Below are 22,638 nucleotides of genomic sequence, written 5' to 3' on the forward strand. Positions count from 1 at the left end.
CGGACGGGCGAGACCAGGGCAAAGTCTACCGGCGGTCCTCGTCGTCCCGTGGGGCCTCTCGCTTACGGGAGCGCGGAAGGACCCGGAGAGCGTCTCCTATGTCGGCTACTTCGAGGACCTTCATGCCGGCCGGGATCTTGCCCGGGTCGCCCGGAACGAGGGCGTGGGTGAAGCCCAGCCGGTGTGCTTCGGAGAGTCTGCGCTGGACGCCCGTGACCCGTCTGACCTCGCCCGCCAGGCCCACTTCGCCGATCGCGACCAGGTTCTTGGGGAGGGGGACGTCGCTCGCCGCGGAGGCCAGGGCGAGGGCGATCGCCAGGTCCGCGGCCGGTTCCGAGAGTTTTACTCCGCCGACTGTGGCGGAGTAGATGTCCCGCTTGCCCAGGGCACTGATTCGGCCGCGCTGCTCCAGGACCGCGAGCATCATCGAGACGCGGGAGGTCTCCAGGCCCGAGGTGGTGCGGCGGGGGGAGGGGATCTGGGAGTCGACCGTGAGGGCCTGGACCTCGGCCACCAAGGGGCGGCGGCCCTCCAGGGTGACGGTCAGGCAGGTGCCGGGGACCGGCTCCGCGCGGCGGGTCAGGAACAGGCCGCTCGGGTCGGCCAGGCCCGTGATGCCCTCGTCGTGCAGCTCGAAGCAGCCGACCTCGTCGGTCGTGCCGTAGCGGTTCTTGACGCCCCGTACGAGGCGCAGGCGGGCGTGCCGGTCGCCCTCGAAGGAGAGCACTACGTCCACGAGGTGTTCGAGGAGGCGGGGGCCCGCGATCGCGCCGTCCTTGGTGACGTGGCCCACGAGGAGGGTGGCCATGCCGCGTTCCTTGGAGGCGCGGATCAGGGCGCCGGCGACCTCGCGGACCTGGGCCATGCCACCGGGAGCGCCGTCGATCTCCGGGGAGGCCACCGTCTGCACCGAGTCCAGGATCAGGAGCGACGGCTTCACCGCGTCCAAGTGGCCCAGGATCGTGGCCAGATCGGTCTCGGCGGCGAGATACAGGTGGTCGTCGATCGCCTTGATGCGGTCGGCGCGCATCCTGACCTGGCTCGCCGACTCCTCGCCGGTCACATAGAGCGTGCGGTGCTCGTCGCTCGCCGCCTTGGCCGCCACGTCGAGGAGGAGGGTCGACTTCCCCACGCCCGGTTCGCCCGCGACGAGGACGACCGCGCCGGGGACCAGGCCGCCGCCGAGCACCCGGTCCAGCTCGGGCACGCCGGTCGAGCGGGCGGTGGCCTGGCGGGCGTCGACCTGGCCGATGGGCACGGCGGAGGTGGTGACGCGGCCCGGTGCCGTCGTACGGACCGCGGGCGCGCCGTACTCCTCGACCGTCCCCCAGGCCTGGCACTCGGAGCAGCGGCCGAGCCACTTCGCCGTCTGCCAACCGCACTCGGTGCAGCGGTAGGACGGACGGTCCTTGGTGGTCTTCGTACGGGCAGCCATGCGTGAACCGTAACCGCCGCCACTGACAACACGGTCGGCGGACGGACGGTCGTGGTTCGGGATCCGGCCACCGGCCGTCAGGAACGAGCCATGGAGGCGAGGGTGCCTGTCCCCTTATGAGGGATCGTTTCACCCGTACGGATTAAAAGTGCTCAAGGGGGCGGAAGGGGGCATCGACCGCCGCCTACGGTCGCACGGGTGATGAGCAGCAGTCCGGAGACCTCGACCCGCACCACCGGCGCACACGGGGCGCATCGGGAGGCGCGCGACCGCGCCGCGGCGCGCACGCTGGCGCAGCGCCCGCCCGCGCGCTACGAGCCGTATCTGGACGGCCTGTTCACGTACTGCCTGTCCGTGCTGTGCGACCACGACGCGGCGACCGCCGCCCTGGGAGACGTGCTGGCGCTGGCCGAACGCCGGGGCGCGCGCGTGCCGGAGACGGCCGGTGACCGCAGGGCGTGGCTGTACGCGCTGGCCCGCTGGGCCTGTCTGCGCAAGCTGGCCGAGGCCAAGCAGAAACGTCAGGGCACGCACGCGGCGGGGCGTGCCGGGGCCGAGGCCGAGGAAACGGTCGTTCCCGAGCAACTGCGCGAGCAGCGGCGGCGTGAACTCGCCCTGCTGGCCTGGCCGGAGGCCGCCGGCACCACCCCGGAGCAGCGCGAGGCGCTCGAACTCGCCGTGCGCCACCGGCTCGCCGCCCACGAGGTCGCCGCCGTCCTCGGCATGGACCTCGCCACCGCCCGTGAACTGCTGGCGTCCGCCGCCTGCGAGGTGGAACGCACGCGTGCCGCCCTCGCCGTCGTCGAGACCGGGAGCTGCCCGAGCGTCGCCCGTCTCACCGACGACCACCAGCTCGTGCTCAGCAGCGCCCTGCGGCGCGAACTGGTCCGGCACGTCGACGACTGCCCGCACTGCCGCCGTACCGCCGAGCGCGCGGTCCCCGGCACCTGGCCGGGCGCCGGTGTCACGCCCGCCGAACTGCCCGTCCTGGAGGCGCCCCGCGCGGCCCTGCACGTGGCGATGGCGCACCTCCCACGCGCGCGTGGAGCCGCGGCACCCCGTTTCGACCGGCGCGGTTTCCCGATGGACCCCAAGGACCGCGCCGCCCGAAGAGACCGTCTCCGCGCGCGTGCCGTCACGACGACCGTCGTCGCCACCGTCATCGCGGCGCCCGTCCTCGCCCTGTGGGCCGCCTACCGGGGCACCCCGACCGGCGAGGGCGTCGACGGCCGGGCCGCCACGGCGAGCGAGCAGCACGGGGCCGGGGCCCTGGAGGGCGAGGTCGCGAGCGGCGGCTACGAGAACACCGGCAACGCCAGTACCGGCCCCCGCGCGCGGGCCGGCGAGAACGGCAAGAACGACGTCTCCGTAGAGGTCATCAGCGTCACCGGCGCCGGCCAGAAGGGCGCCGGTCACCTCGCCGTCTCGGCCGCCAACAGCAGTGACACCACGCTGATCACCCTCACCGCGTCCGGCGCGTCCCCGGTCCGCTGGTCCGCGACCACCGCGGCGCCCTGGCTCTACCTCAGCCAGTCCTCGGGAACCCTCGCCCCGGGCGAATCGTTGACGATCAAGGTGTACGTCGACCATCTGCGCGAGCCCTCCGGCCACTGGACCGCGCGCGTGGCCGTCTCACCCGCCGGCGCCATCGTCTCGATCGAGGGCTACGGCACCGCCCCCGCCCCGACCGCGCCGAGCGACCCGCACCCGTCGGATCCCGATCCCGGTGGCCCGCCCTCGTCCGGCCCGGATCCGGACCCGACGCCCACGGCTCCGAGTGATCCGACGCCGGGCGACCCGCCGCCCTCGTCCGCCGATCCGACTCCGAACCCGACGGACTCGTCCTCCGCCGACCCGGGCGGCTCGACGCCGCCGCCCGAGGACGGCGGCGACCCGGGTTCGTCCTGAGCCGTCAGCCGACCGGGTCCGCCGGATGCGGTGCCAGCAGCGGGAGTTGCGAGGCCAGGCGCTGCTCGCACAGCTCGACCAGGCGGTCGTATCCGGCCTTGCCCATCAGTTCGGTCAGCTCCGGGCCGTAGGACACATAGACCGGGTCGCCCGCACCGTGCGCCGAGGTCGCCGACGTGCACCACCAGTGCAGTTCGTGGCCGCCGGAACCCCAGCCCCTGCGGTCGTACTCGCCGATCGACACCTGGAGCACGCGCGTGTCGTCCGGCCGGTCGATCCACTCGTACGTCCGCCGGACCGGCAGTTGCCAGCAGACGTCCGGCTTGGTCTCCAGGGGCTCGCGGCCCTCCTTGACGGCGAGGATGTGCAGCGAGCAGCCCGCGCCGCCGGCGAAACCGGGGCGGTTCTGGAAGATGCACGAGCCCTTGTAGGGGCGGGTCTGGCGATCGCCGTCCTCGTCCTCCGAGATCCAGCCGTGTTCCACGCCCTCGTCGTGGTGCTGCCAGATGTCGGGCGTGAGCCTCGCCACATGCCCGGCGACCCGTTTCTCGTCGTCCTTGTCGGAGAAGTGCGCGCCCAGGGTGCAGCACCCGTCGTCCGCGCGGCCCGCCTGGATGCCCTGGCAGCCGCTTCCGAAGATGCAGTTCCAGCGAGAGGTCAGCCATGTCAGATCGCAGCGGAAGAGCTGTTCCTCGTCCGCCGGATCCGGAAACTCCACCCACGCGCGCGCGAAGTCGAGCCCCTTCTCGTCGTCCTTCAGGGCCTTCTTCGACATCTGCGACGACTTCGGGGGCTTGGCCGACGTCACCGGCGAAGAATCGCCGGGTGATTTGGCCGCCTTGTCGTTCTTCGCCTTTTTCGTCTTTGGCACGCGTCCAGGGTAAGTCGCCCGAGGCGACCCCAGAAACCGCTCCGGGGACGGAGATCGGTGCAGGTGGCAGTAGCGTTCCGTATATGAGACTCGGTGTCCTCGACGTGGGATCGAACACGGTGCATCTGCTGGTGGTGGACGCACACCCGGGCGCGCGCCCGCTGCCCGCGCACTCGCACAAGGTGGAACTCCGCCTTGCCCAACTCCTCGACGAGGACGGCGCGATCGGCCCCGAAGGGGTCGACAAACTCGTCGGCGTCGTCCAGGAGGCGCTTCAGGCCGCCGAGGACAAGGGCGTCGAGGAACTCCTCCCGTTCGCCACCTCCGCCGTCCGCGAGGCCAGCAACGCGGACGAGGTCCTCGCGCGCGTGCAGACCGAGACCGGCGTCGAACTCCAGGTCCTCACCGGCGCCGAGGAGGCCCGGCTCACCTTCCTCGCCGTCCGCCGCTGGTTCGGCTGGTCCGCCGGCAAGCTGCTCGTCCTCGACATCGGCGGTGGCTCCCTGGAGATCGGGTACGGCATCGACGAGGAGCCCGACGCGGCCGTGTCGCTGCCGCTCGGCGCGGGCCGCCTCACCGCCGCCTGGCTCCCCGGGGACCCGCCGGAACCGGACGCGATAAGGGCCCTGCGCCGCCATGTGCGGGCCCAGATCGCCCGTACGGTGGGGGAGTTCAGCCGTTTCGGCGCCCCCGACCACGTCGTCGCCACGTCGAAGACCTTCAAGCAGCTCGCCCGCCTGGCCGGCGCCGCCCGCTCCGCCGACGGCCTCTACGTCCAGCGCGAGCTCAAGCGCGGCTCCCTGGAGGCCTGGGTCCCGCGCCTGGCCGGCATGACCACCGCCCAGCGCGCCGTCCTCCCCGGCGTCTCCGAGGGCCGCGCCGAACAGCTCCTGGCCGGCGCGATGGTGGCCGAGGGCGCGATGGATCTGTTCGGCGTGGAGACCCTGGAGGTCTGCCCGTGGGCACTGCGGGAGGGCGTCATCTTGCGGCGGCTGGATCAGATGCCGTCGGCGTAGGCGTAGGCGGGGTGCGGGGTTGCCGTGCCGCGTTGTGGGGTGGGTGCGTGGCGGTGGTGCACGCGCGCGTGGCCGCAGAGCGGGTGAATGGCTTCGGTGCGGCTCCGCGTGACTGTGGCGGTGACGCGAGTGTGCGGCCGTGGTGCACGCGTGCGTGGTCGTTGTGACGTAGCCACGTGATTGTCCGGCGGGGCTGGTCGAACGTACGCCGGTCTGGTCGTTGTGCACGCGCGCGTGGCCATCTGCGGTGCACCGCGCGTGTGGTGGCCGTGACCGTACCGGTGCGGCTGTCCGCCAGGGCTGGTCGGATTTCCGCCCGCCCGGTGGTGGTGTACGCACGCCTGGGCATCTCCGGTGCGCGCGCGGTGGCCGTGACCGTACCGGCGCGGCTGTCCGCCGGGGCTGGTCGGTCCTCCGCCCGCCCGGTGGTCGTGTCACGCGCGCGTGGTCAACGGCAGTGCACGCACGCGTGGTTGTCCGTCCCGCCCGCGCCCACGGGCGTGATGCAGGGGCGCGCGGCAGTCCGCGTGAGGCGTGCCGAAGCCTTCGCTCGCGTGGCTGTGCTGCGCGCGCCTGCGAGGGGCGGCGGCGCACGCACGCGTGGGTCATGCAAGCTGCGCCGGCTGTCGGCGTGGAACCTGCCTGGGACCTGCCCGAGACCTTCGTCGGCTTGGTCGTGGGGCCGTGGGACACGGACGCGTACCCGCTCGTGGTGCCGCCCCGCGCCGCGCGTCCACCCAGGCCCGCGCGAACCCCCTGCTCACTCCGACATAGTGCCCACTCGCGGCGCTGGACCGTCCGTGTCCGTTCCGTGGCGCCCCCTCGACCATGACGCACAGGCCCCTCCCTATCCGCAGCGCACGCACGCGTACCCCTCCCGGTACACACCCCCGGCGCTAACGACCGCCCGCGCACGCCCCCCGGCCCAACACACACCCCACCCACCCCCACTGAACGCCCACCCACCAAGTGACGTATCAGACCCGCATGAAGTATCGCGATCGCCACAACGCACCCCCACGCCGGAGATGGCCGGTTGCCGCACCCCGCACAGGGCGGGCACAGCAACCGGCTCCCCCGCGCAAAGCGCCGCCCCGTAGTCTGTCCCCCGTGGCAGAACCAGTCGTGCGCATCCCGGATGCGAAGGTCGCGCTGTCCACGGCGTCCGTGTATCCGGAGTCGACGGCGACGGCCTTCGAGATCGCCGCGCGCCTCGGTTACGACGGCGTCGAGGTCATGGTGTGGACCGACCCGGTCAGCCAGGACATCGACGCGCTGCGCCGGCTCAGCGACTACCACCAGGTCCCGATCCTCGCCGTGCACGCGCCCTGCCTGCTCATCACGCAGCGGGTGTGGTCCACCGACCCGTGGATCAAGCTCCAGCGCGCCCAGACGGCCGCCGAGAAGCTCGGCGCGAGCACGGTCGTCGTGCACCCACCGTTCCGCTGGCAGCGCCAGTACGCGCGGGACTTCGTCAGCGGGATCTGGCGGATGGCGAACGAGACGGATGTGCGGTTCGCCGTAGAGAACATGTACCCGTGGCGCTACCGCGACCGCGAGATGCTCGCCTACGCCCCCGAATGGGACGTGACGCAGGACGACTACCGGCACTTCACGATCGACCTCAGCCACACCGCGACCGCCCGCACCGACGCGACCGAGATGATCGAGCGCATGGGCGACCGTCTCGGCCATGTTCACCTCGCGGACGGCAACGGCTCCAACAAGGACGAGCACCTCGTCCCCGGCCGCGGCACCCAGCCCTGCGCGGAACTGTTGGAACGGCTCGCGACGACCGGCTTCGACGGCCATGTCGTCATCGAGGTCAACACCCGGCGCGCGATGTCCAGCGCCGAACGCGAGGCCGATCTCGCGGAGGCACTCGCCTTCACGCGGCTGCATCTGGCCTCGGCCGTGAAGGTGCCCCGCCGGTGACCGACGCCACCGCCAAGCGCCGGGGCCGACCCCCTCGTACGGAATCCGCCGACACCCGGGACCGCATCCTGACCGCGGCCCGGGAGGAGTTCTCCGAGCGGGGGTACGAGAAGACGTCCGTGCGCGGGATCGCGAAGGCCGCCGGGGTCGACTCGGCGCTGGTCCACCACTACTTCGGTACCAAGGAGCAGGTCTTCGAGGCGTCCATCGAGGTCGCCTTCGCCCCGGCGACGAACGCGCCGGAGGCGGTGGCCGACGGGCCGCTGGACGGTGTCGGCGAGCGGCTGACCCGCTTCATCTTCGGCGTCTGGGAGAACCCCGCCACCCGTAAGCCCCTGCTGGCGGTCGTCCGTTCCGCCGTCAACAACGAGGCCGCCGCGGCCGTCTTCCGCCGGCTCGTGGTCGCCCAGGTGCTGGGCCGGGTCGCCGCCCAGCTCGACCTTCCGGACGCGGAACTCCGCGCCGAACTGGCCGCGGCCCAGCTCGTGGGTACGGCGATGCTGCGCTATGTGATCAAGGTGGAACCGCTGGCCTCGGCGGACGTGGAGCAGATCATCGTGCGGGTGGCGCCGGTGGTGCAGGGGCATCTGACCGGGCCGTGACGTCGTCCTACGGCGAGAAGGTCGTCCCGCAACACCTTTCTACGGCGAGACGGGCGTCCCGTAATGCGGACACCGTGTCCGCCCCCTGGATGACCGGCGTACGCTCAATAGCAGCCCTATCTGCCTGAAGGAGCGATCGACGATGCCCGAGCTGAGGTCCCGCACAGTCACCCACGGCCGCAACATGGCGGGCGCACGCGCCCTTATGCGCGCCTCCGGTGTACCCGGTGCGGACATCGGCCGGAAGCCGATCATCGCGGTGGCGAACAGCTTCACCGAGTTCGTGCCCGGCCACACCCACCTCCAGCCCGTCGGCCGGATCGTCAGCGAGGCGATCACCGCGGCCGGCGGCATCCCGCGCGAGTTCAACACGATCGCGGTCGACGACGGCATCGCGATGGGCCACGGCGGCATGCTCTACAGCCTCCCGTCCCGTGACCTGATCGCGGACTCGGTCGAGTACATGGTCGAGGCGCACTGCGCCGACGCCCTGATCTGCATCTCCAACTGCGACAAGATCACCCCCGGCATGCTCATGGCGGCGCTACGCCTGAACATCCCGACGGTCTTCGTCTCCGGCGGTCCCATGGAGGCCGGGCGCGCCACGCTGCAGGACGGCACGGTCCGCACGCTGGACCTGATCGACGCGATGGTCGACGCCGCCAACGAGAGCATCTCCGACGCGGACGTCCTCAACATCGAGGAGAACGCCTGCCCGACCTGCGGCTCCTGTTCCGGCATGTTCACCGCCAACTCGATGAACTGCCTGACCGAGGCCATCGGCCTGTCGCTGCCGGGCAACGGCTCGGTCCTCGCCACGCACACCGCCCGCAAGGGCCTGTACCAGGACGCGGCCCGCACGGTGATGGACATCACCCGCCGCTACTACGAGCAGGACGACGAGACGGTTCTGCCCCGCAACGTCGCCACCTTCGCGGCCTTCGAGAACGCCATGGCCCTCGACATCGCGATGGGCGGCTCCACCAACACGATCCTGCACCTGCTGGCGGCGGCGCAGGAGGGTGGCGTCCAGTTCGGCCTGGACGAGATCAACGCCGTCTCGCGCCGCGTGCCGTGTCTCGCGAAGGTCGCCCCGAACGTCGCGAAGAACCGCACGTACTACATGGAGGACGTGCACCGCGCCGGCGGCATCCCCGCCCTCCTGGGCGAGCTGCACCGCGCGGGCCTGCTCAACGAGGACGTCCACTCGGTCCACAGCCCGTCCCTCGCGGACTGGCTGAAGACCTGGGACGTGCGCGGCGGCTCCCCGTCCCCGGAGGCCGTGGAACTGTGGCACGCGGCGCCCGGCTGCGTCCGCTCCTCCGAGGCCTTCTCCCAGTCCGAGCGCTGGGCCGCGCTGGACGAGGACGCGGCCGAGGGCTGCATCCGCTCCGCCGAGCACGCCTACTCCAAGGACGGCGGCCTCGCGGTCCTCAAGGGCAACCTCGCCGTCGACGGCTGCGTCGTGAAGACGGCCGGCGTCGACGAGTCCATCTGGACCTTCGAGGGCCCGGCGGTCGTCTGCGAGTCGCAGGAAGAAGCCGTCGAGAAGATCCTCAACAAACAGGTGACGCACGGCGATGTCGTCGTGATCCGCTACGAGGGCCCCAAGGGCGGCCCCGGCATGCAGGAGATGCTCTACCCGACGTCCTTCCTCAAGGGCCGCGGCCTCGGCAAGACCTGCGCACTGATCACCGACGGCCGCTTCTCCGGCGGCACTTCGGGCCTCTCCATCGGCCACGCTTCCCCCGAGGCGGCCTCCGGCGGCACCATCGCCCTCGTCGAGAACGGCGACCGCATCCGCATCGACATCCCGAACCGCTCCATCGAACTCCTCGTCGACGACGCCGAGTTGGCCCGCCGCGAGGCCGCGCTGGACGGCCGCTACGCCCCCAGGCAGCGCGAGCGCAAGGTCTCGGCCGCCCTGCGCGCGTACGCCGCGATGGCCACCAGCGCGGACCGGGGCGCCGTGCGGGACGTCAGCAAGCTCGGCTGAGACACATCGCTTCGTGGGGCCGCCTCCGTTCTTCCGACGGGGGCGGCCCTTTTCCTTGCTACGGCTACCGAATTCGCCTTGCTACGGCCACCAGGCCCCAGGCGCAAGGGAGTTCCCCTCGCTACGGCCACCAAGCCCCGGCTGCACGGGAGTTCGCCTCGCTACGGCTACCAGGCCCCAGGCGTAAGGGAGTTGACGGCGAAGACCGTACCGTCGGGGGCGGCGGCGTAGACCCGACCGTCCGCTACGACGGGTTCGGGCAGCGCCGCGCTGATCTGGTCCGAGTTCGAGTCGAGGCGGGCGGGCGTCTGTCCGACGAGTCGTCCCGCGCGGGCGTCCACCGCGAGCAACCGCCCGTCCGCGGCGGTGACATACACCTGCCGCCCGTCCGCGACCGGAGTGGAACCCCGCACCAGGGCCGTCTCCAGACTCCACAACTGCTTCCGCGCGTCCATGTCCACGGCCACCAGCGATCCGCCGGCCCCCATGACGTACACGACGTGCCCGTGCACGGTCCCGTGGCCCTGGTCGAGCGCCACGGGCAGCGTCACGCGCCGCGAGTCCCCGGTGCCAGGGGTGTAACGGACCACGGCCTTCGCGGAGTTGTAGATCGTGTCGACCGCGAGGAGGAAGACGGACCCGCCGGCCGTGCCGACGGGCTTCAACGTCCCCTCCAGGCGTGCGTCCCAGCGCACCTCGCCCGTGTCCGGATCGACCGCCGCCACCCGCGTGCTCGCCCCGTCGTCCGACGCGTTCGTCGCGTACGCCGCCGGGTCCCCCTCGAACGAGGCGAAGTACGGCGCCTGTTGGCCCGGAATCCGATGGCTCCACTTCGTGGCGCCCGAAGCGCCGTCCACACCGGTGACCGTCCCGTCCGCATGGGTGAGCAGCAGCATGCCGCCGGCGTCCGCGAGCCCGGTGTACGCGGGGACGGTCTTCCGCCAACGCGCCTTGCCCGAGGCGGGATCGAGCGCCTCCAGATGCCGGCCGGTGTCCAACGACGGCTGCACCAGGCCGCCCGACAGCACCGGCGGCCCGCTCCGGTGCGTCGTGGCGACGGAGTGCCGCCACAGCACACGGCCGTCGGACGGGTCCAGGGCGAACACCACGCCGGGTTGCGCGCAGAGCAACTTCCCGTCCCCGTACGAGCATTGGGGCGTGCTCTTCTTCGAGACCGGTGCCGTCTGCCACCCGCTGAACGTGGCGCTGGGCGTGGTGTGCGGAGTGGCGCTCTTCGGCGCCGCGTCGCCGTCGTCGGACAACTGGAGCGCGGAGAGCGTGCCGATCGCGGCCAGGCCGAGCGCGCCCGCCCCGAGTGCGACCCGCTTCCGCAACCGTCTCCCGCGCCGCCGCTCGGGCTGGTCGGGTTCTTCGGGTTGTCCGGGCTCTTCCGCGAAGGGCTCCGACACCGGCGTGACACCGGCCCGCTGTGTCGGTATGTACGCCTGCGTGTCGTACGAGGCCGACACCGACCGCAGTTCACGCATCAACTCGTCCGGCGTGGGCCGGTCCTCGGGCTCCTTGGCGAGGCAACGCAGCACCAGCGGCGCGAGGTTGTCCGGCAGACCGGCCAAGTCCGGCTCGTCATGGACGACTTGATAGGCGACGACGTACGGACTGTCGGAGTCGAAGGGCCCGCGCCCCGTCGCCGCGTGCACCAGGACGGACCCGAGCGCGAAGATGTCGGCGGCGGGCCCGACCTCGCGCGGCCGCCGGAACTGCTCCGGCGCCATGAACGGCGGCGTGCCGATCAACTTGCCCGTTTCCGTACGCAGTTCGCTGTCTTTCGGCCGCGAGATCCCGAAGTCGATGACCTTCGGACCGTCCTCGGCGAGCAGCACATTGCTGGGCTTCAGGTCCCGGTGCACGACGCCGACCCGGTGGATGTCACGCAGCGCCTCGGCCAGTCCGGCCATCAGCCGGCGCAACTCACCGGGCGCCATGGGGCCGTTCCGCTTCACATGCTCGGACAGGGTCGGCCCGGGGATGAACGACGTTGCCATCCAAGGGCGTTCGGCCTCCGGGTCGGCATCGACCACCGGCGCGGTGAAGGCCCCGCTCACCCGCCGGGCCGCCGCCACCTCCTGCCGGAACCGCCCCCTGAACTCGGGGTCCTGGGCGAACTCCGCGTGGACGACCTTCACGGCGAGCTTCTTGCCGGAGGTGCTCTGCGCCAGATGGACCACGCCCATGCCGCCGGAGCCCAGACACGACTCCAGGCGGTAGTGACCGGCGTACTCGGGAAGTTCCGCTTCCGCGCCCGCTCCGGTGTTGCGCTGTGGCGCCATGGGTCCACCCCCGTGCTGATCGTCCGCGCGCGCGACGCACGGAGCCTAGTCGATGACCCGTACGCGACAGAGGCGGCTTGCTGACCTACGCGTGCGAATTGCGCACATGTGTTTCGTGGCGTGATTTAGGGGAATCATCGTTGCCCCATGGCAGTCATGGGGTCCAACGGGGGAGGTTTTTCATGTCTGTTGACCGTGCGCCAGAGGCCGAGAACGCAAGCACGACGGAAGCCGTCACGACAGAGGCGGCGGCCGCGGCCCTGCACTACTACTCCATCGCACCCAACACCCGCGTCAACGTCCGCAGCGGCCCCGGCACCGGCTACACCATCGTCCGCGTCCTGGCCGAGGGCTCCCAGGTCCCGATCTACTGCCAGACGCCGGGCACCACGGTGACGGGCTACTACGGCACGACGAACATCTGGGACAACATCGACGACGGCGAGTACATCTCCGACGCCTACGTGAACACCGGCAGCGACGGCTACGTCCGCCCGCACTGCTCCTGATCACACCACCGTGGCCGGAGCCCGCCTCCTGAAGGCGGCCTCCGGCCACGGCCGGCGCGCCCCGACGGAAGCCCGAGCCCACCCCCGGAGCCATAATCGTCCCGTGAACGACGAGACCGGCACCGGCACAGGCCCCCGCCCCGAACCCCTCCGCTTCTTCGGCACCACCTGGGTGAACCACGACGACGGCTACACCGCCCGCCGCATCGGCACGGCCGCCGGCTCCCTCGTCGCCGCCGTCGCCGCCTGCCTGGTCCTCCGCTTCGCCTACCAGGGCATCCAGATCGCGAACGTCGGCAGCTTCGTCACCCTCCTCGTGATCGTCATGTTCGCGATCTGCAGCGCGCTGGCCTTCGGCCACACCTGGGAAGCCTTCAAAAAACGCCCCGACCCCGACCGCCAGGCCTCCCTCCGCGGCCTCCTGGCCATCGGCTTCGTGGGCTCCCTCCTCGCCTACTTCGCCCGCTCCCTCACGGAGGCCCCCGGCGAAACCCTCCACCGCCAGGAGTACGAGAAGGCCCTCACCCAACACGAGAAGCGCACCTCCCGCCGCACCCGCAACCCCTCAAAGAAGCACCGGGACGCCTGACCCGGGAGCCCGGCCCGGTTTCCGGGAAGCTACGAGACTCCGGGCAGGGGCAACTCCTCGGGCAGGTGAGAAGCGGCCGACCCCTCCGGCACGTGCGGGTCGAGTCCTCGGGCAGGTGAGCGTCGGCTCTTCGTACGGATGAGAGTCGGTCGTGCGGCAGTGCGTGACTCTGCGGGGCGGGCCGGCGATCCCTCGGGCGTGCGGGACTCGCTGGGCATGCATGGCGCGGGGTGCGCGAGCTGCCTACGGCCGCTGACACCCCGGGGCACCTCGCGCCGGCCGGCATGCATGGCCGGCGCCAATCTGACGGCTCTCGGCTCGACGCCCGTCGCCTCATCAGGCCCACCCGCTCCGGCCCGAAGACGACGCCAAGATTCACCGGAGACGTCGTAGGGGACACGCCGGACGACCACGGTCCTGGACCTTGGGAACCTACGATCCCCGGGCCAAGCGCGGCTCAGGCACGTCGACGCCGACCGCCTACGCCCCCCGGAGTCCACCGGGGCCCCTCAAACCCCGCCCGGCCCCTCCCCCCAAGGGCGCGGGGAACTGCGCGCCCAGCCCCCACGCACCCGCACCCACCAACGAAACCGAACCGCCCCCCACCCCCCGGCTCCCCTCCTCTCCCCCTCAACCCCATTTCTCACCAAAATCCACCTGCACCCCGCACCCACCCCAGCAACCATGACGACATGACCACCTCCTCAACCCCTCCCTCGCCCGCCACCCGAGCCCACTCCTTCAACGCAGCCGCAGCCCAATACGCCGAGAACCGCCCCTCCTACCCACCCGCCCTCTTCGACGCCATAGAAGAACTCGCAGCCCACCCCCTCACCGGCGCGCGCGTCGGAGACGTAGGCGCAGGCACCGGCATCGCAACCACCCTCCTGCACGCCCGCGGCGCCGAAGTCATCGCGATCGAACCCGGCGACGGCATGGCAGCCCAGTTCCGCCGCACCCTCCCCGGCGTCCCGATCGTCCGAGGCAACGGCAACGCCCTCCCCCTCACCGACCACTCCCTTGACTTCCTCACCTACGCCCAGGCCTGGCACTGGACCAACCCCGCCGAGTCGGTCCCGGAGGCGCTCCGCGTACTACGCCCGGGCGGCGCACTCGCCCTGTGGTGGAACACCAGCGCCCTCGACGTCCAGTGGATCGCCGAACAGGCGGAACGCATCAGGATCCACTTCGGCCTCGACCCCGTCGTGGAACAGAACGGCAGCGGCCTGCGTACCGCACTCGCCGACCCCACCGGCAAACTCGACTTCGCCCACCGAAGGGTCCGCTGGAGCCGCCGCGTCCCGATCGACACCCACCTGGCCAACATCGGCAGCCACTCGGCCTTCCTGGTCCACGACGAAGAGAGCACCACCGACTTCCTCACCGAGGAGCGGAACCACCTGCGCACCGCGTTCCCGGACGAGATTGTGGAGGAGACCTACGTCGTGGAACTGGTAGTCGCCCGCACACCCTGACTCCCTGACGGCAACGGCCTCCTGACGGCACCCCCGACGGCCACCGCACCCCCCGACGGCCACCAACTCCCGCCCCCGTCACGGCAGTCACCCCCTCACCCCACCCCCGCCGCACACGCCCGCCCCTCGACCCACCCCTCCAACGCCGCCGCACACGCATGATCCACATGCCGCAGCCCACCCAACTCCAGCCGCACCACCCGGTCGTACGGCAACGCCTCCAACGCGTCCAACAGCTTCGGCAACCGCAGAAACGTCGCATGCCCCAGCACCCGTACGACGATCCCCGCGTCCCCGAGATCCTCCGTCTCCACCTGCACATGACTGATGTCCCACGCGGTCTTCGCCACGGCCAACGCCAGCCCGACCAGCACCCCCTCGAACAGGTTCCCCACCACGATCACCACCGCGGTCACCCCGAGCACGACCACCTCACCCGGATGCCCGGCCCACAGCCCCCGCACCTGCCGCACCGGCACGAGCTTGCACCCGGCATGCACGAGCAGCCCCGCCAGCGCCGCCACCGGAACCAGCCCCAACACCCCCGGCAGCAGGGCCGTGAACAGCAACAGCCACCCACCGTGAAGCACCCGCGACGCCTTGGTCCGCGCCCCGGCCTGCACGTTCGCCGCGCTCCGCACGATCACCGCGGTCATCGGCAACGCCCCGAGCACCCCGCACACGGCGTTCCCCGCGCCCTGCGCGATCAACTCCCGGTCGTAGTCCGTCCGCGGCCCCCGATGCAGCCGGTCCACCGCCGCCGCGCTGAACAACGACTCCGCCGACGCGATCAACGCGAACGCGACGACCGTCCCGATCACCCCCACTTCCGTGAGCCGCCCGAAATCCCCCCACTCCGGCACCCGCACGGCACCGACCAGCCCCCGCACCTCCACCCGCCGCACCGACAGGTCGAACCCTCCGGTCACCGCCGCCGCCAGCCCCACCGCCACCAACGGCGCCGGCACCAGCCGAGCCCCCCGCCGCCACCGAGGCCAGAGCAGCAATACGGCAATCGTGGCACCGCCCACTGACAACGCCACCGGATCCACCAGCCCCGGCAACGACACCAGCCCGGCGAGCTTCCCGAGCCCGTCCGCCGGCGCGGCCACATCACCGAGCGCGTACACCTGCCCGGCGACCAGCACGAGCCCGATCCCGGCGAGCATCCCCTGCACCACGGCCGCGGACACGGCCCGGAACCACCGCCCCAGCCGCAGCACCCCGAGCCCCAGTTGCACCACTCCGGCGGCGAACACCAGCACCCCGAGCGCCTGAACGCCGTACGCCCGCACGGCCTCGTACACGAGCACGGTCAGCCCGGCGGCCGGACCGCTCACCTGCAGGCTGCTACCGGGCAACGCCCCGACGACGAGCCCACCGACGATCCCGGTGACCAGCCCCAACTCGGCCGGCACCCCGGAGGCGATCGCCACGCCCACACACAACGGGAGCGCGACGAGAAAGACGACCAGAGAAGCGAACAGATCGGCCTTGCTCACACCACAGCGCACTACACCTACGACACGCATGACAACGGCACCTCCGAAGACAGGACAGAGCCGGACGGGAGATGCGTGGGCGCCGCACCGGGGGAGGGCACGGCGAACTGAAATCCATTGTCGGGAAAGGGAGTTGGCCCCGCACCCGATTCATGTGACCACCCCGTGAACGCGGAAGCGTCCATACCGGAGCGCCTGCTTCCGATCACGCCGCCACGCGCCTGCGCCGTCCCGCGCACCCGTGCGACGACACGGCCGAACCCGCTTGACGGCCCTGCCTCGCGAGAGCATTATTCATCGCATGATGAATTACCTTCCCGGTCCATCCGGATCGCCGGACACCTCACCCGGAGCGAAACCCGCCCCCGCCGTCCAGGCCGAAGCCCTCACCGTCGCCCGCGGCCCCCGCACCGTCCTGCGCACCCTCGACTTCACCGTCCCGCGAGGCCAGATCACCGGCCTGCTCGGCCCCTCCGGCTGCGGCAAGTCGACCCTCATGCGCTCGATCGTCGGCACCCAGGCCAAGGTCACCGGCACCCTGAACGTCCTCGGCCGCCCCGCAGGCCACCCCACCCTCCGCACCCGCATCGGCTACGTCACCCAAGCCCCCTCCATCTACGACGACTTGACGGTCCGTCAAAACCTCGACTACTTCGCCGCGATCCTCGACCCGGGCCGAGCCGCCGCCACCCGCCGCCACGACGACGTCACCCGGGCCATCACCGACGTGGACCTCACCACCCACGCCGGCTCCCTCGCCGGCAACCTCTCCGGCGGCCAACGCAGCCGCGTCTCCCTGGCCGTGGCACTCCTCGGCACCCCGGAACTCCTCGTCCTCGACGAACCCACCGTCGGCCTGGACCCCGTCCTCCGCCGCGACCTGTGGGCCCTCTTCCACGACATCGCCGTCTCCCGCGGCGCCACCCTCCTCATCTCCTCCCACGTCATGGACGAGGCCGAGCGCTGCCACCGCCTCCTCCTGATGCGCGAGGGCGAGATCCTCGCCGACGCCACCCCGGACGCCCTCCGCGCCGACACCGGCTCCGACACGGTCGAAGAGGCCTTCCTGCACCTGGTCGACGAGGCCGTGGCCACCGCCCGCCAGAAGGAGACGACCCGATGAGCACGACAGCCCCCACGACCACGGCCGCTACGACGCGCAGCGCCCCCGCGCCCACCAGCGCACTCAGCGCCGCCCGCACCATCGCCACCGCCGCCCGGGTCCTCCGCCAGCTCCGCCACGACCCCCGCACGATCGCGCTGCTGATCCTCATCCCGTGTGTGATGCTCGTCCTGCTGCGCTACGTCTTCGACGGCAGCCCGCGCACCTTCGACGGCATCGGCGCCTCACTCCTCGGCATCTTCCCCCTCATCACGATGTTCCTGGTCACGTCCATCGCCACCCTGCGCGAACGCACCTCCGGCACCCTCGAACGCCTCCTTGCCATGCCACTGGGCAAGGGCGACCTGATCGCCGGCTACGCCCTCGCCTTCGGCTTCCTCGCGATCATCCAGTCCGCCCTGGCGACGGGCCTCGCCGTCTGGTTCCTCGGCCTCGACGTCATCGGCAGCCCCTGGCTCCTGCTCCTGGTGGCCCTCCTCGACGCCCTCCTCGGCACCGCGCTCGGCCTCTTCGTCTCGGCCTTCGCGGCCTCCGAATTCCAGGCCGTCCAGTTCATGCCGGCGGTGATCTTCCCCCAACTCCTCCTCTGCGGCCTCTTCACCCCCCGCTCCGAGATGCACCCCGCCCTGGAGGCCATCTCCGACGTCCTGCCCATGTCGTACGCCGTCGACGGCATGAACGAGGTCCTCCTGCACACCGACATGACCGCCACCTTCGTCCGCGACGCCCTGATCGTGGCCGGGTGCGCCCTGCTGGTGCTGTGCCTGGGCGCGGCGACCCTGAGGAGGCGTACGGCATAGAGGAGACGTACGGCACAGAGGCGGTCCACCCGGAGGTGTTGTTCCGCCAGCCGGACAGCCGTCTCAAGGGCGCACCGCCGGTGCGAGGATGGCCCCATGACCCAGAAAGTCGCAGTCCTCGGCACCGGCAAGATCGGCGAAGCCCTGCTCAGCGGAATGATCCGAGCGGGCTGGGCCCCGGCCGACCTCCTGGTCACCGCCCGCCGCCCCGAGCGCGCCGAGGAACTCCGCGCCCGCCACGGAGTCACCCCGGTCACCAACCCGGAGGCCGCGAAGAGTGCCGACACCCTGATCCTCACGGTCAAGCCGCAGGACATGGGCACGCTCCTCGACGAGCTCGCCCCGCACGTCCCCGCCGACCGCCTGATCATCAGCGGCGCGGCGGGCATCCCCACCTCCTTCTTCGAGGAGCGCCTGGCCGCCGGCACCCCCGTCGTCCGGGTCATGACGAACACCCCCGCCCTCGTCGACGAGGCCATGTCCGTGATCTCCGCCGGCAGCCACGCCACCGAGGCCCACCTCGCGCACGCCGAGGAGATCTTCGGCGCCGTGGGCAAGACGCTCCGCGTCCCCGAGTCCCAGCAGGACGCCTGCACCGCACTCTCCGGCTCCGGCCCGGCGTACTTCTTCTACCTGGTCGAAGCCATGACGGACGCGGGCATCCTGCTGGGCCTGCCGCGCGACAAGGCCCACGACCTCATCGTCCAGTCCGCGATCGGCGCCGCCGTCATGCTCCGCGACAGCGGCGAACACCCGGTGAAGCTCCGCGAGAACGTCACCTCGCCCGCCGGCACGACGATCAACGCCATCCGCGAACTCGAGAACCACGGCGTACGCGCCGCACTCATCGCCGCCCTGGAGGCAGCCCGCGACCGCAGCCGCGAACTGGCCTCCGGAAACAGCTAGCCAGAAACAACTAGGGCCAGGCCGCTACGCAGGCAGAAGCCCGATGGCCCGATACGCGCTGTCGACCATCGGCTTCGCCATCTCTCTCGCCTTCCCCGCCCCATCCCGCAACACCCCTTCCACATAAGCGGGATCCGCGCACAGCGCCTTGTGCCTCTCCTGCACAGGCCTGAGCAGCTCGACCACAGCCTCCGCGGTGTCCTTCTTCAACGCTCCGTACGACGCATACGCACCGCTCAAGTCCTCGGGCTTCCCACCCCCACAAGCGGCCAGGATCTCCAGCAGATTGGCCACCCCCGGCCGCGCCTCCCGGTCGTAGACGACCTCCGCCCCACTGTCGGTCACGGCCCGCATGACCTTCTTCCGTACGACGTCCGGCTCGTCCAGCAGATAGACGATCCCCGGCCCGGAGTCGTCGGACTTCCCCATCTTCGAAGTCGGCTCCTGCAGATTCATCACCCGAGCCGCCACCCCCGGCCGAGTCGCCCGAGGCACCACGAACGTGTGCCCGTACCGCTGGTTGAACCGCACCGCCAGATCCCGGGTCAGCTCCACATGCTGCGTCTGATCGTCCCCGACCGGCACCTCGTCCGTCCCGTACGCCAGGATGTCCGCCGCCATCAGCACGGGATAGGTCAGCAAGGACAGCCGCACACTCCCGCCGCGCTCCCGCTCCCGCGCGGCCTTCTCCTTGTACTGCACCATCCGCCGCATCTCGCCGTCAGTGGCCACACACTCCATGACGTACGACAGCCGCGCGTGCTCGTCCACATGACTCTGTACGAACACGGTGCACAGCTCAGGATCCAGCCCCGCCGCCAGCAACAGCGTCGCCGCCTGCCGAGTGAGCCTGCGCACCCGCGCCGGATCGTGGTCCACGGTCAGCGCGTGCAGATCGACCACACAGAACAGGGCGTCGCTCTGCCGCTGATCCACGTCGACCCACCGCCGAATGGCCCCCAGGTAGTTCCCCAGCGTCAGATGCCCGGTCGGCTTGACCCCACTGAAGACCCGCGTCATCTCTCCACCTCCTGATAGAGACCGCCGCACCTGGCCGGCCGACCCTCTGGAGGGAGAAACGCGAACGGCCGCCGATGCGGCGGCCGTTGAGTACATACGTGTGTACGGCCGCCGTCAGGCGGCCCACCACTGCTGGGTGCACGTATGTGTAGTCACGTCACACAGCGTACGCCTGCGCAGTGCTCTCCGGAGCGGAGTTGACACGCCCCGACCGCATACGTAGTGTTCTCCGAGTTGTCCGACGTGAGCGCCGACTCCGGTCGGTCCCCGGACAGCCATTCTGCAAGTACCTACAAATATTCGACGATCCGTCGTCGCGTGCATTGTCATGCGTATTTGCGAAATGAGGAATCCGCGTTCGAAAGGACGCACCCCCGATTCGCTCGGGACTCAGGAATCCGCTAAAGTCTCACTCGTCGGAACGGCCCAAGGGCCGGGAAGGCAGCCCACTCTGACTGGGAGTCAGGCCCGAAAGGATCTGATAGAGTCGGAACCGCCGGAAAGGGAAACGCGGAAGCGGAAACCTGGAAAGCACCGAGGAAATCGGGACCGGAAACGGTCTGATAGAGTCGGAAACGCAAGACCGAAGGGAAAAGCCCGGAGGAAAGCCCGAGAGGGTGAGTACAAAGGAAGCGTCCGTTCCTTGAGAACTCAACAGCGTGCCAAAAATCAACGCCAGATATGTTGATACCCCGTCTCCAGTCATCATCTGATGTCTGGGACGAGGTTCCTTTGAAGAAAACATACAGCGAGGACGCTGTGAACGGTCGGGCTTATTCCGCCTGACTGTTCCGCTCTCGTGTGTGTCGTTCCCGATTACGGGAAAACATTCACGGAGAGTTTGATCCTGGCTCAGGACGAACGCTGGCGGCGTGCTTAACACATGCAAGTCGAACGATGAACCACTTCGGTGGGGATTAGTGGCGAACGGGTGAGTAACACGTGGGCAATCTGCCCTGCACTCTGGGACAAGCCCTGGAAACGGGGTCTAATACCGGATAACACTCCCGCACTCATGTGTGGGGGTTAAAAGCTCCGGCGGTGCAGGATGAGCCCGCGGCCTATCAGCTTGTTGGTGAGGTAATGGCTCACCAAGGCGACGACGGGTAGCCGGCCTGAGAGGGCGACCGGCCACACTGGGACTGAGACACGGCCCAGACTCCTACGGGAGGCAGCAGTGGGGAATATTGCACAATGGGCGAAAGCCTGATGCAGCGACGCCGCGTGAGGGATGACGGCCTTCGGGTTGTAAACCTCTTTCAGCAGGGAAGAAGCGAAAGTGACGGTACCTGCAGAAGAAGCGCCGGCTAACTACGTGCCAGCAGCCGCGGTAATACGTAGGGCGCAAGCGTTGTCCGGAATTATTGGGCGTAAAGAGCTCGTAGGCGGCTTGTCACGTCGGGTGTGAAAGCCCGGGGCTTAACCCCGGGTCTGCATTCGATACGGGCTAGCTAGAGTGTGGTAGGGGAGATCGGAATTCCTGGTGTAGCGGTGAAATGCGCAGATATCAGGAGGAACACCGGTGGCGAAGGCGGATCTCTGGGCCATTACTGACGCTGAGGAGCGAAAGCGTGGGGAGCGAACAGGATTAGATACCCTGGTAGTCCACGCCGTAAACGGTGGGAACTAGGTGTTGGCGACATTCCACGTCGTCGGTGCCGCAGCTAACGCATTAAGTTCCCCGCCTGGGGAGTACGGCCGCAAGGCTAAAACTCAAAGGAATTGACGGGGGCCCGCACAAGCAGCGGAGCATGTGGCTTAATTCGACGCAACGCGAAGAACCTTACCAAGGCTTGACATACACCGGAAAGCATTAGAGATAGTGCCCCCCTTGTGGTCGGTGTACAGGTGGTGCATGGCTGTCGTCAGCTCGTGTCGTGAGATGTTGGGTTAAGTCCCGCAACGAGCGCAACCCTTGTCCTGTGTTGCCAGCGTGCCCTTCGGGGTGACGGGGACTCACAGGAGACCGCCGGGGTCAACTCGGAGGAAGGTGGGGACGACGTCAAGTCATCATGCCCCTTATGTCTTGGGCTGCACACGTGCTACAATGGCCGGTACAATGAGCTGCGATACCGTGAGGTGGAGCGAATCTCAAAAAGCCGGTCTCAGTTCGGATTGGGGTCTGCAACTCGACCCCATGAAGTCGGAGTTGCTAGTAATCGCAGATCAGCATTGCTGCGGTGAATACGTTCCCGGGCCTTGTACACACCGCCCGTCACGTCACGAAAGTCGGTAACACCCGAAGCCGGTGGCCCAACCCCTTGTGGGAGGGAGCTGTCGAAGGTGGGACTGGCGATTGGGACGAAGTCGTAACAAGGTAGCCGTACCGGAAGGTGCGGCTGGATCACCTCCTTTCTAAGGAGCACTTCTTACCGATCCCTTCGGGGTGAGGTCAGAGGCCAGTTCATCAGCGAACGTCTGATGCTGGTTGCTCAAGGGTGGAACGTTGATTATTCGGTGTCGCCGTCCGTCTCGGGCTGCAAGTACTGCTCTTCGGAGCGTGGAAAGCTGATCAGAGCGGTGGGGATGCCGGGCACGCTGTTGGGTGTCTGAGGGTACGGCTGTGAAGCCGCCTTCAGTGCCGACCCCGGTAAAGCATCGCGTGAGTGGTGTGTGACGGGTGGTTGGTCGTTGTTTGAGAACTGCACAGTGGACGCGAGCAT

General features: G+C 69.8%; 16 protein-coding genes and 1 rRNA gene. 12 read left to right on the forward strand and 5 right to left on the reverse strand.

Going from position 1 to position 22,638, the window contains the following annotated elements; all coding sequences use genetic code 11:
* Positions 1-25: 25 nt before the first annotated feature.
* Entirely contained in the window at positions 26-1,435 is a 1,410-nt protein-coding gene (radA, locus tag OG223_RS30165) for a DNA repair protein RadA (RefSeq protein WP_329255325.1), read from the reverse strand.
* A 198-nt stretch (positions 1,436-1,633) separates the two neighbouring features.
* On the opposite strand from radA, the gene OG223_RS30170 reads away from it, so the two are divergent.
* Positions 1,634-3,343, forward strand: a complete 1,710-nt coding sequence (locus tag OG223_RS30170; RefSeq protein ID WP_329255329.1) for a BACON domain-containing protein — start codon at positions 1,634-1,636, stop codon at positions 3,341-3,343.
* Positions 3,344-3,347: 4 nt separating this feature from the next.
* Here the strand turns inward: OG223_RS30170 and OG223_RS30175 are convergent, their stop codons facing one another.
* Positions 3,348-4,214 (reverse strand): hypothetical protein, encoded by an 867-nt coding sequence (locus OG223_RS30175; RefSeq protein ID WP_329255332.1) that lies wholly within the window; start codon positions 4,212-4,214, stop codon positions 3,348-3,350.
* A gap of 83 nt (positions 4,215-4,297) precedes the next feature.
* Between OG223_RS30175 and OG223_RS30180 the strand changes: the two genes are divergently transcribed.
* The 4 genes from OG223_RS30180 to ilvD all read left to right on the forward strand — a co-directional run bounded on the left by OG223_RS30180 (position 4,298) and on the right by ilvD (position 9,763).
* Positions 4,298-5,230, forward strand: coding sequence for a Ppx/GppA phosphatase family protein (locus tag OG223_RS30180; RefSeq protein WP_329255335.1), 933 nt, complete (start codon positions 4,298-4,300; stop codon positions 5,228-5,230).
* A 1,110-nt stretch (positions 5,231-6,340) separates the two neighbouring features.
* Positions 6,341-7,165 (forward strand): sugar phosphate isomerase/epimerase family protein, encoded by an 825-nt coding sequence (locus OG223_RS30185; RefSeq protein ID WP_329255338.1) that lies wholly within the window; start codon positions 6,341-6,343, stop codon positions 7,163-7,165.
* Complete coding sequence (locus OG223_RS30190; RefSeq protein ID WP_329255341.1) at positions 7,162-7,767, forward strand: TetR/AcrR family transcriptional regulator; 606 nt, start codon at positions 7,162-7,164, stop codon at positions 7,765-7,767. The genes OG223_RS30185 and OG223_RS30190 overlap by 4 nt, the downstream gene beginning before the upstream one ends.
* A 142-nt stretch (positions 7,768-7,909) precedes the next feature.
* The gene (gene ilvD, locus OG223_RS30195) at positions 7,910-9,763 is read left to right on the forward strand and encodes a dihydroxy-acid dehydratase (RefSeq protein ID WP_329255343.1); all 1,854 of its coding nucleotides are present in this window, start codon (positions 7,910-7,912) and stop codon (positions 9,761-9,763) included.
* 167 nt (positions 9,764-9,930) lie between these two features.
* Here ilvD and OG223_RS30200 read toward each other — a convergent pair whose 3' ends face one another.
* Positions 9,931-12,051 (reverse strand): protein kinase domain-containing protein, encoded by a 2,121-nt coding sequence (locus OG223_RS30200; RefSeq protein ID WP_329255346.1) that lies wholly within the window; start codon positions 12,049-12,051, stop codon positions 9,931-9,933.
* 182 nt (positions 12,052-12,233) lie between these two features.
* Between OG223_RS30200 and OG223_RS30205 the strand changes: the two genes are divergently transcribed.
* The 3 genes from OG223_RS30205 to OG223_RS30215 all read left to right on the forward strand — a co-directional run bounded on the left by OG223_RS30205 (position 12,234) and on the right by OG223_RS30215 (position 14,624).
* The gene (locus tag OG223_RS30205) at positions 12,234-12,560 is read left to right on the forward strand and encodes an SH3 domain-containing protein (RefSeq protein WP_329255349.1); all 327 of its coding nucleotides are present in this window, start codon (positions 12,234-12,236) and stop codon (positions 12,558-12,560) included.
* Positions 12,561-12,663: 103 nt separating this feature from the next.
* A complete protein-coding gene (locus tag OG223_RS30210) occupies positions 12,664-13,149 on the forward strand; it encodes an EamA/RhaT family transporter (protein WP_329255353.1) in 486 nt (161 codons plus the stop codon).
* A gap of 692 nt (positions 13,150-13,841) precedes the next feature.
* On the forward strand, positions 13,842-14,624 hold the full coding sequence (locus tag OG223_RS30215; protein ID WP_329255355.1) for a class I SAM-dependent methyltransferase: 783 nt from the start codon (positions 13,842-13,844) through the stop codon (positions 14,622-14,624).
* Positions 14,625-14,719: 95 nt separating this feature from the next.
* Here OG223_RS30215 and OG223_RS30220 read toward each other — a convergent pair whose 3' ends face one another.
* Positions 14,720-16,156, reverse strand: a complete 1,437-nt coding sequence (locus OG223_RS30220) for a SulP family inorganic anion transporter (RefSeq protein ID WP_329255358.1) — start codon at positions 16,154-16,156, stop codon at positions 14,720-14,722.
* A 271-nt stretch (positions 16,157-16,427) separates the two neighbouring features.
* On the opposite strand from OG223_RS30220, the gene OG223_RS30225 reads away from it, so the two are divergent.
* The 3 genes from OG223_RS30225 to proC all read left to right on the forward strand — a co-directional run bounded on the left by OG223_RS30225 (position 16,428) and on the right by proC (position 18,955).
* Complete coding sequence (locus OG223_RS30225; RefSeq protein WP_443073760.1) at positions 16,428-17,249, forward strand: ABC transporter ATP-binding protein; 822 nt, start codon at positions 16,428-16,430, stop codon at positions 17,247-17,249.
* Complete coding sequence (locus OG223_RS30230) at positions 17,246-18,049, forward strand: ABC transporter permease (protein WP_329255360.1); 804 nt, start codon at positions 17,246-17,248, stop codon at positions 18,047-18,049. The genes OG223_RS30225 and OG223_RS30230 overlap by 4 nt, the downstream gene beginning before the upstream one ends.
* Positions 18,050-18,145: 96 nt before the next feature.
* The gene (proC, locus tag OG223_RS30235; RefSeq protein ID WP_329255363.1) at positions 18,146-18,955 is read left to right on the forward strand and encodes a pyrroline-5-carboxylate reductase; all 810 of its coding nucleotides are present in this window, start codon (positions 18,146-18,148) and stop codon (positions 18,953-18,955) included.
* A gap of 24 nt (positions 18,956-18,979) precedes the next feature.
* On the opposite strand, the gene trpS is transcribed toward proC, so the two are convergent.
* Entirely contained in the window at positions 18,980-19,975 is a 996-nt protein-coding gene (gene trpS / locus OG223_RS30240) for a tryptophan--tRNA ligase (protein WP_329255366.1), read from the reverse strand.
* Between the two features lie 829 nt (positions 19,976-20,804).
* Between trpS and OG223_RS30245 the strand changes: the two genes are divergently transcribed.
* Positions 20,805-22,330 (forward strand): 16S ribosomal RNA (locus OG223_RS30245).
* Positions 22,331-22,638 lie beyond the last annotated feature (308 nt).

It is taken from the genome of Streptomyces sp. NBC_01478 (genome assembly GCF_036227225.1).
Lineage (GTDB): Bacteria > Actinomycetota > Actinomycetes > Streptomycetales > Streptomycetaceae > Streptomyces.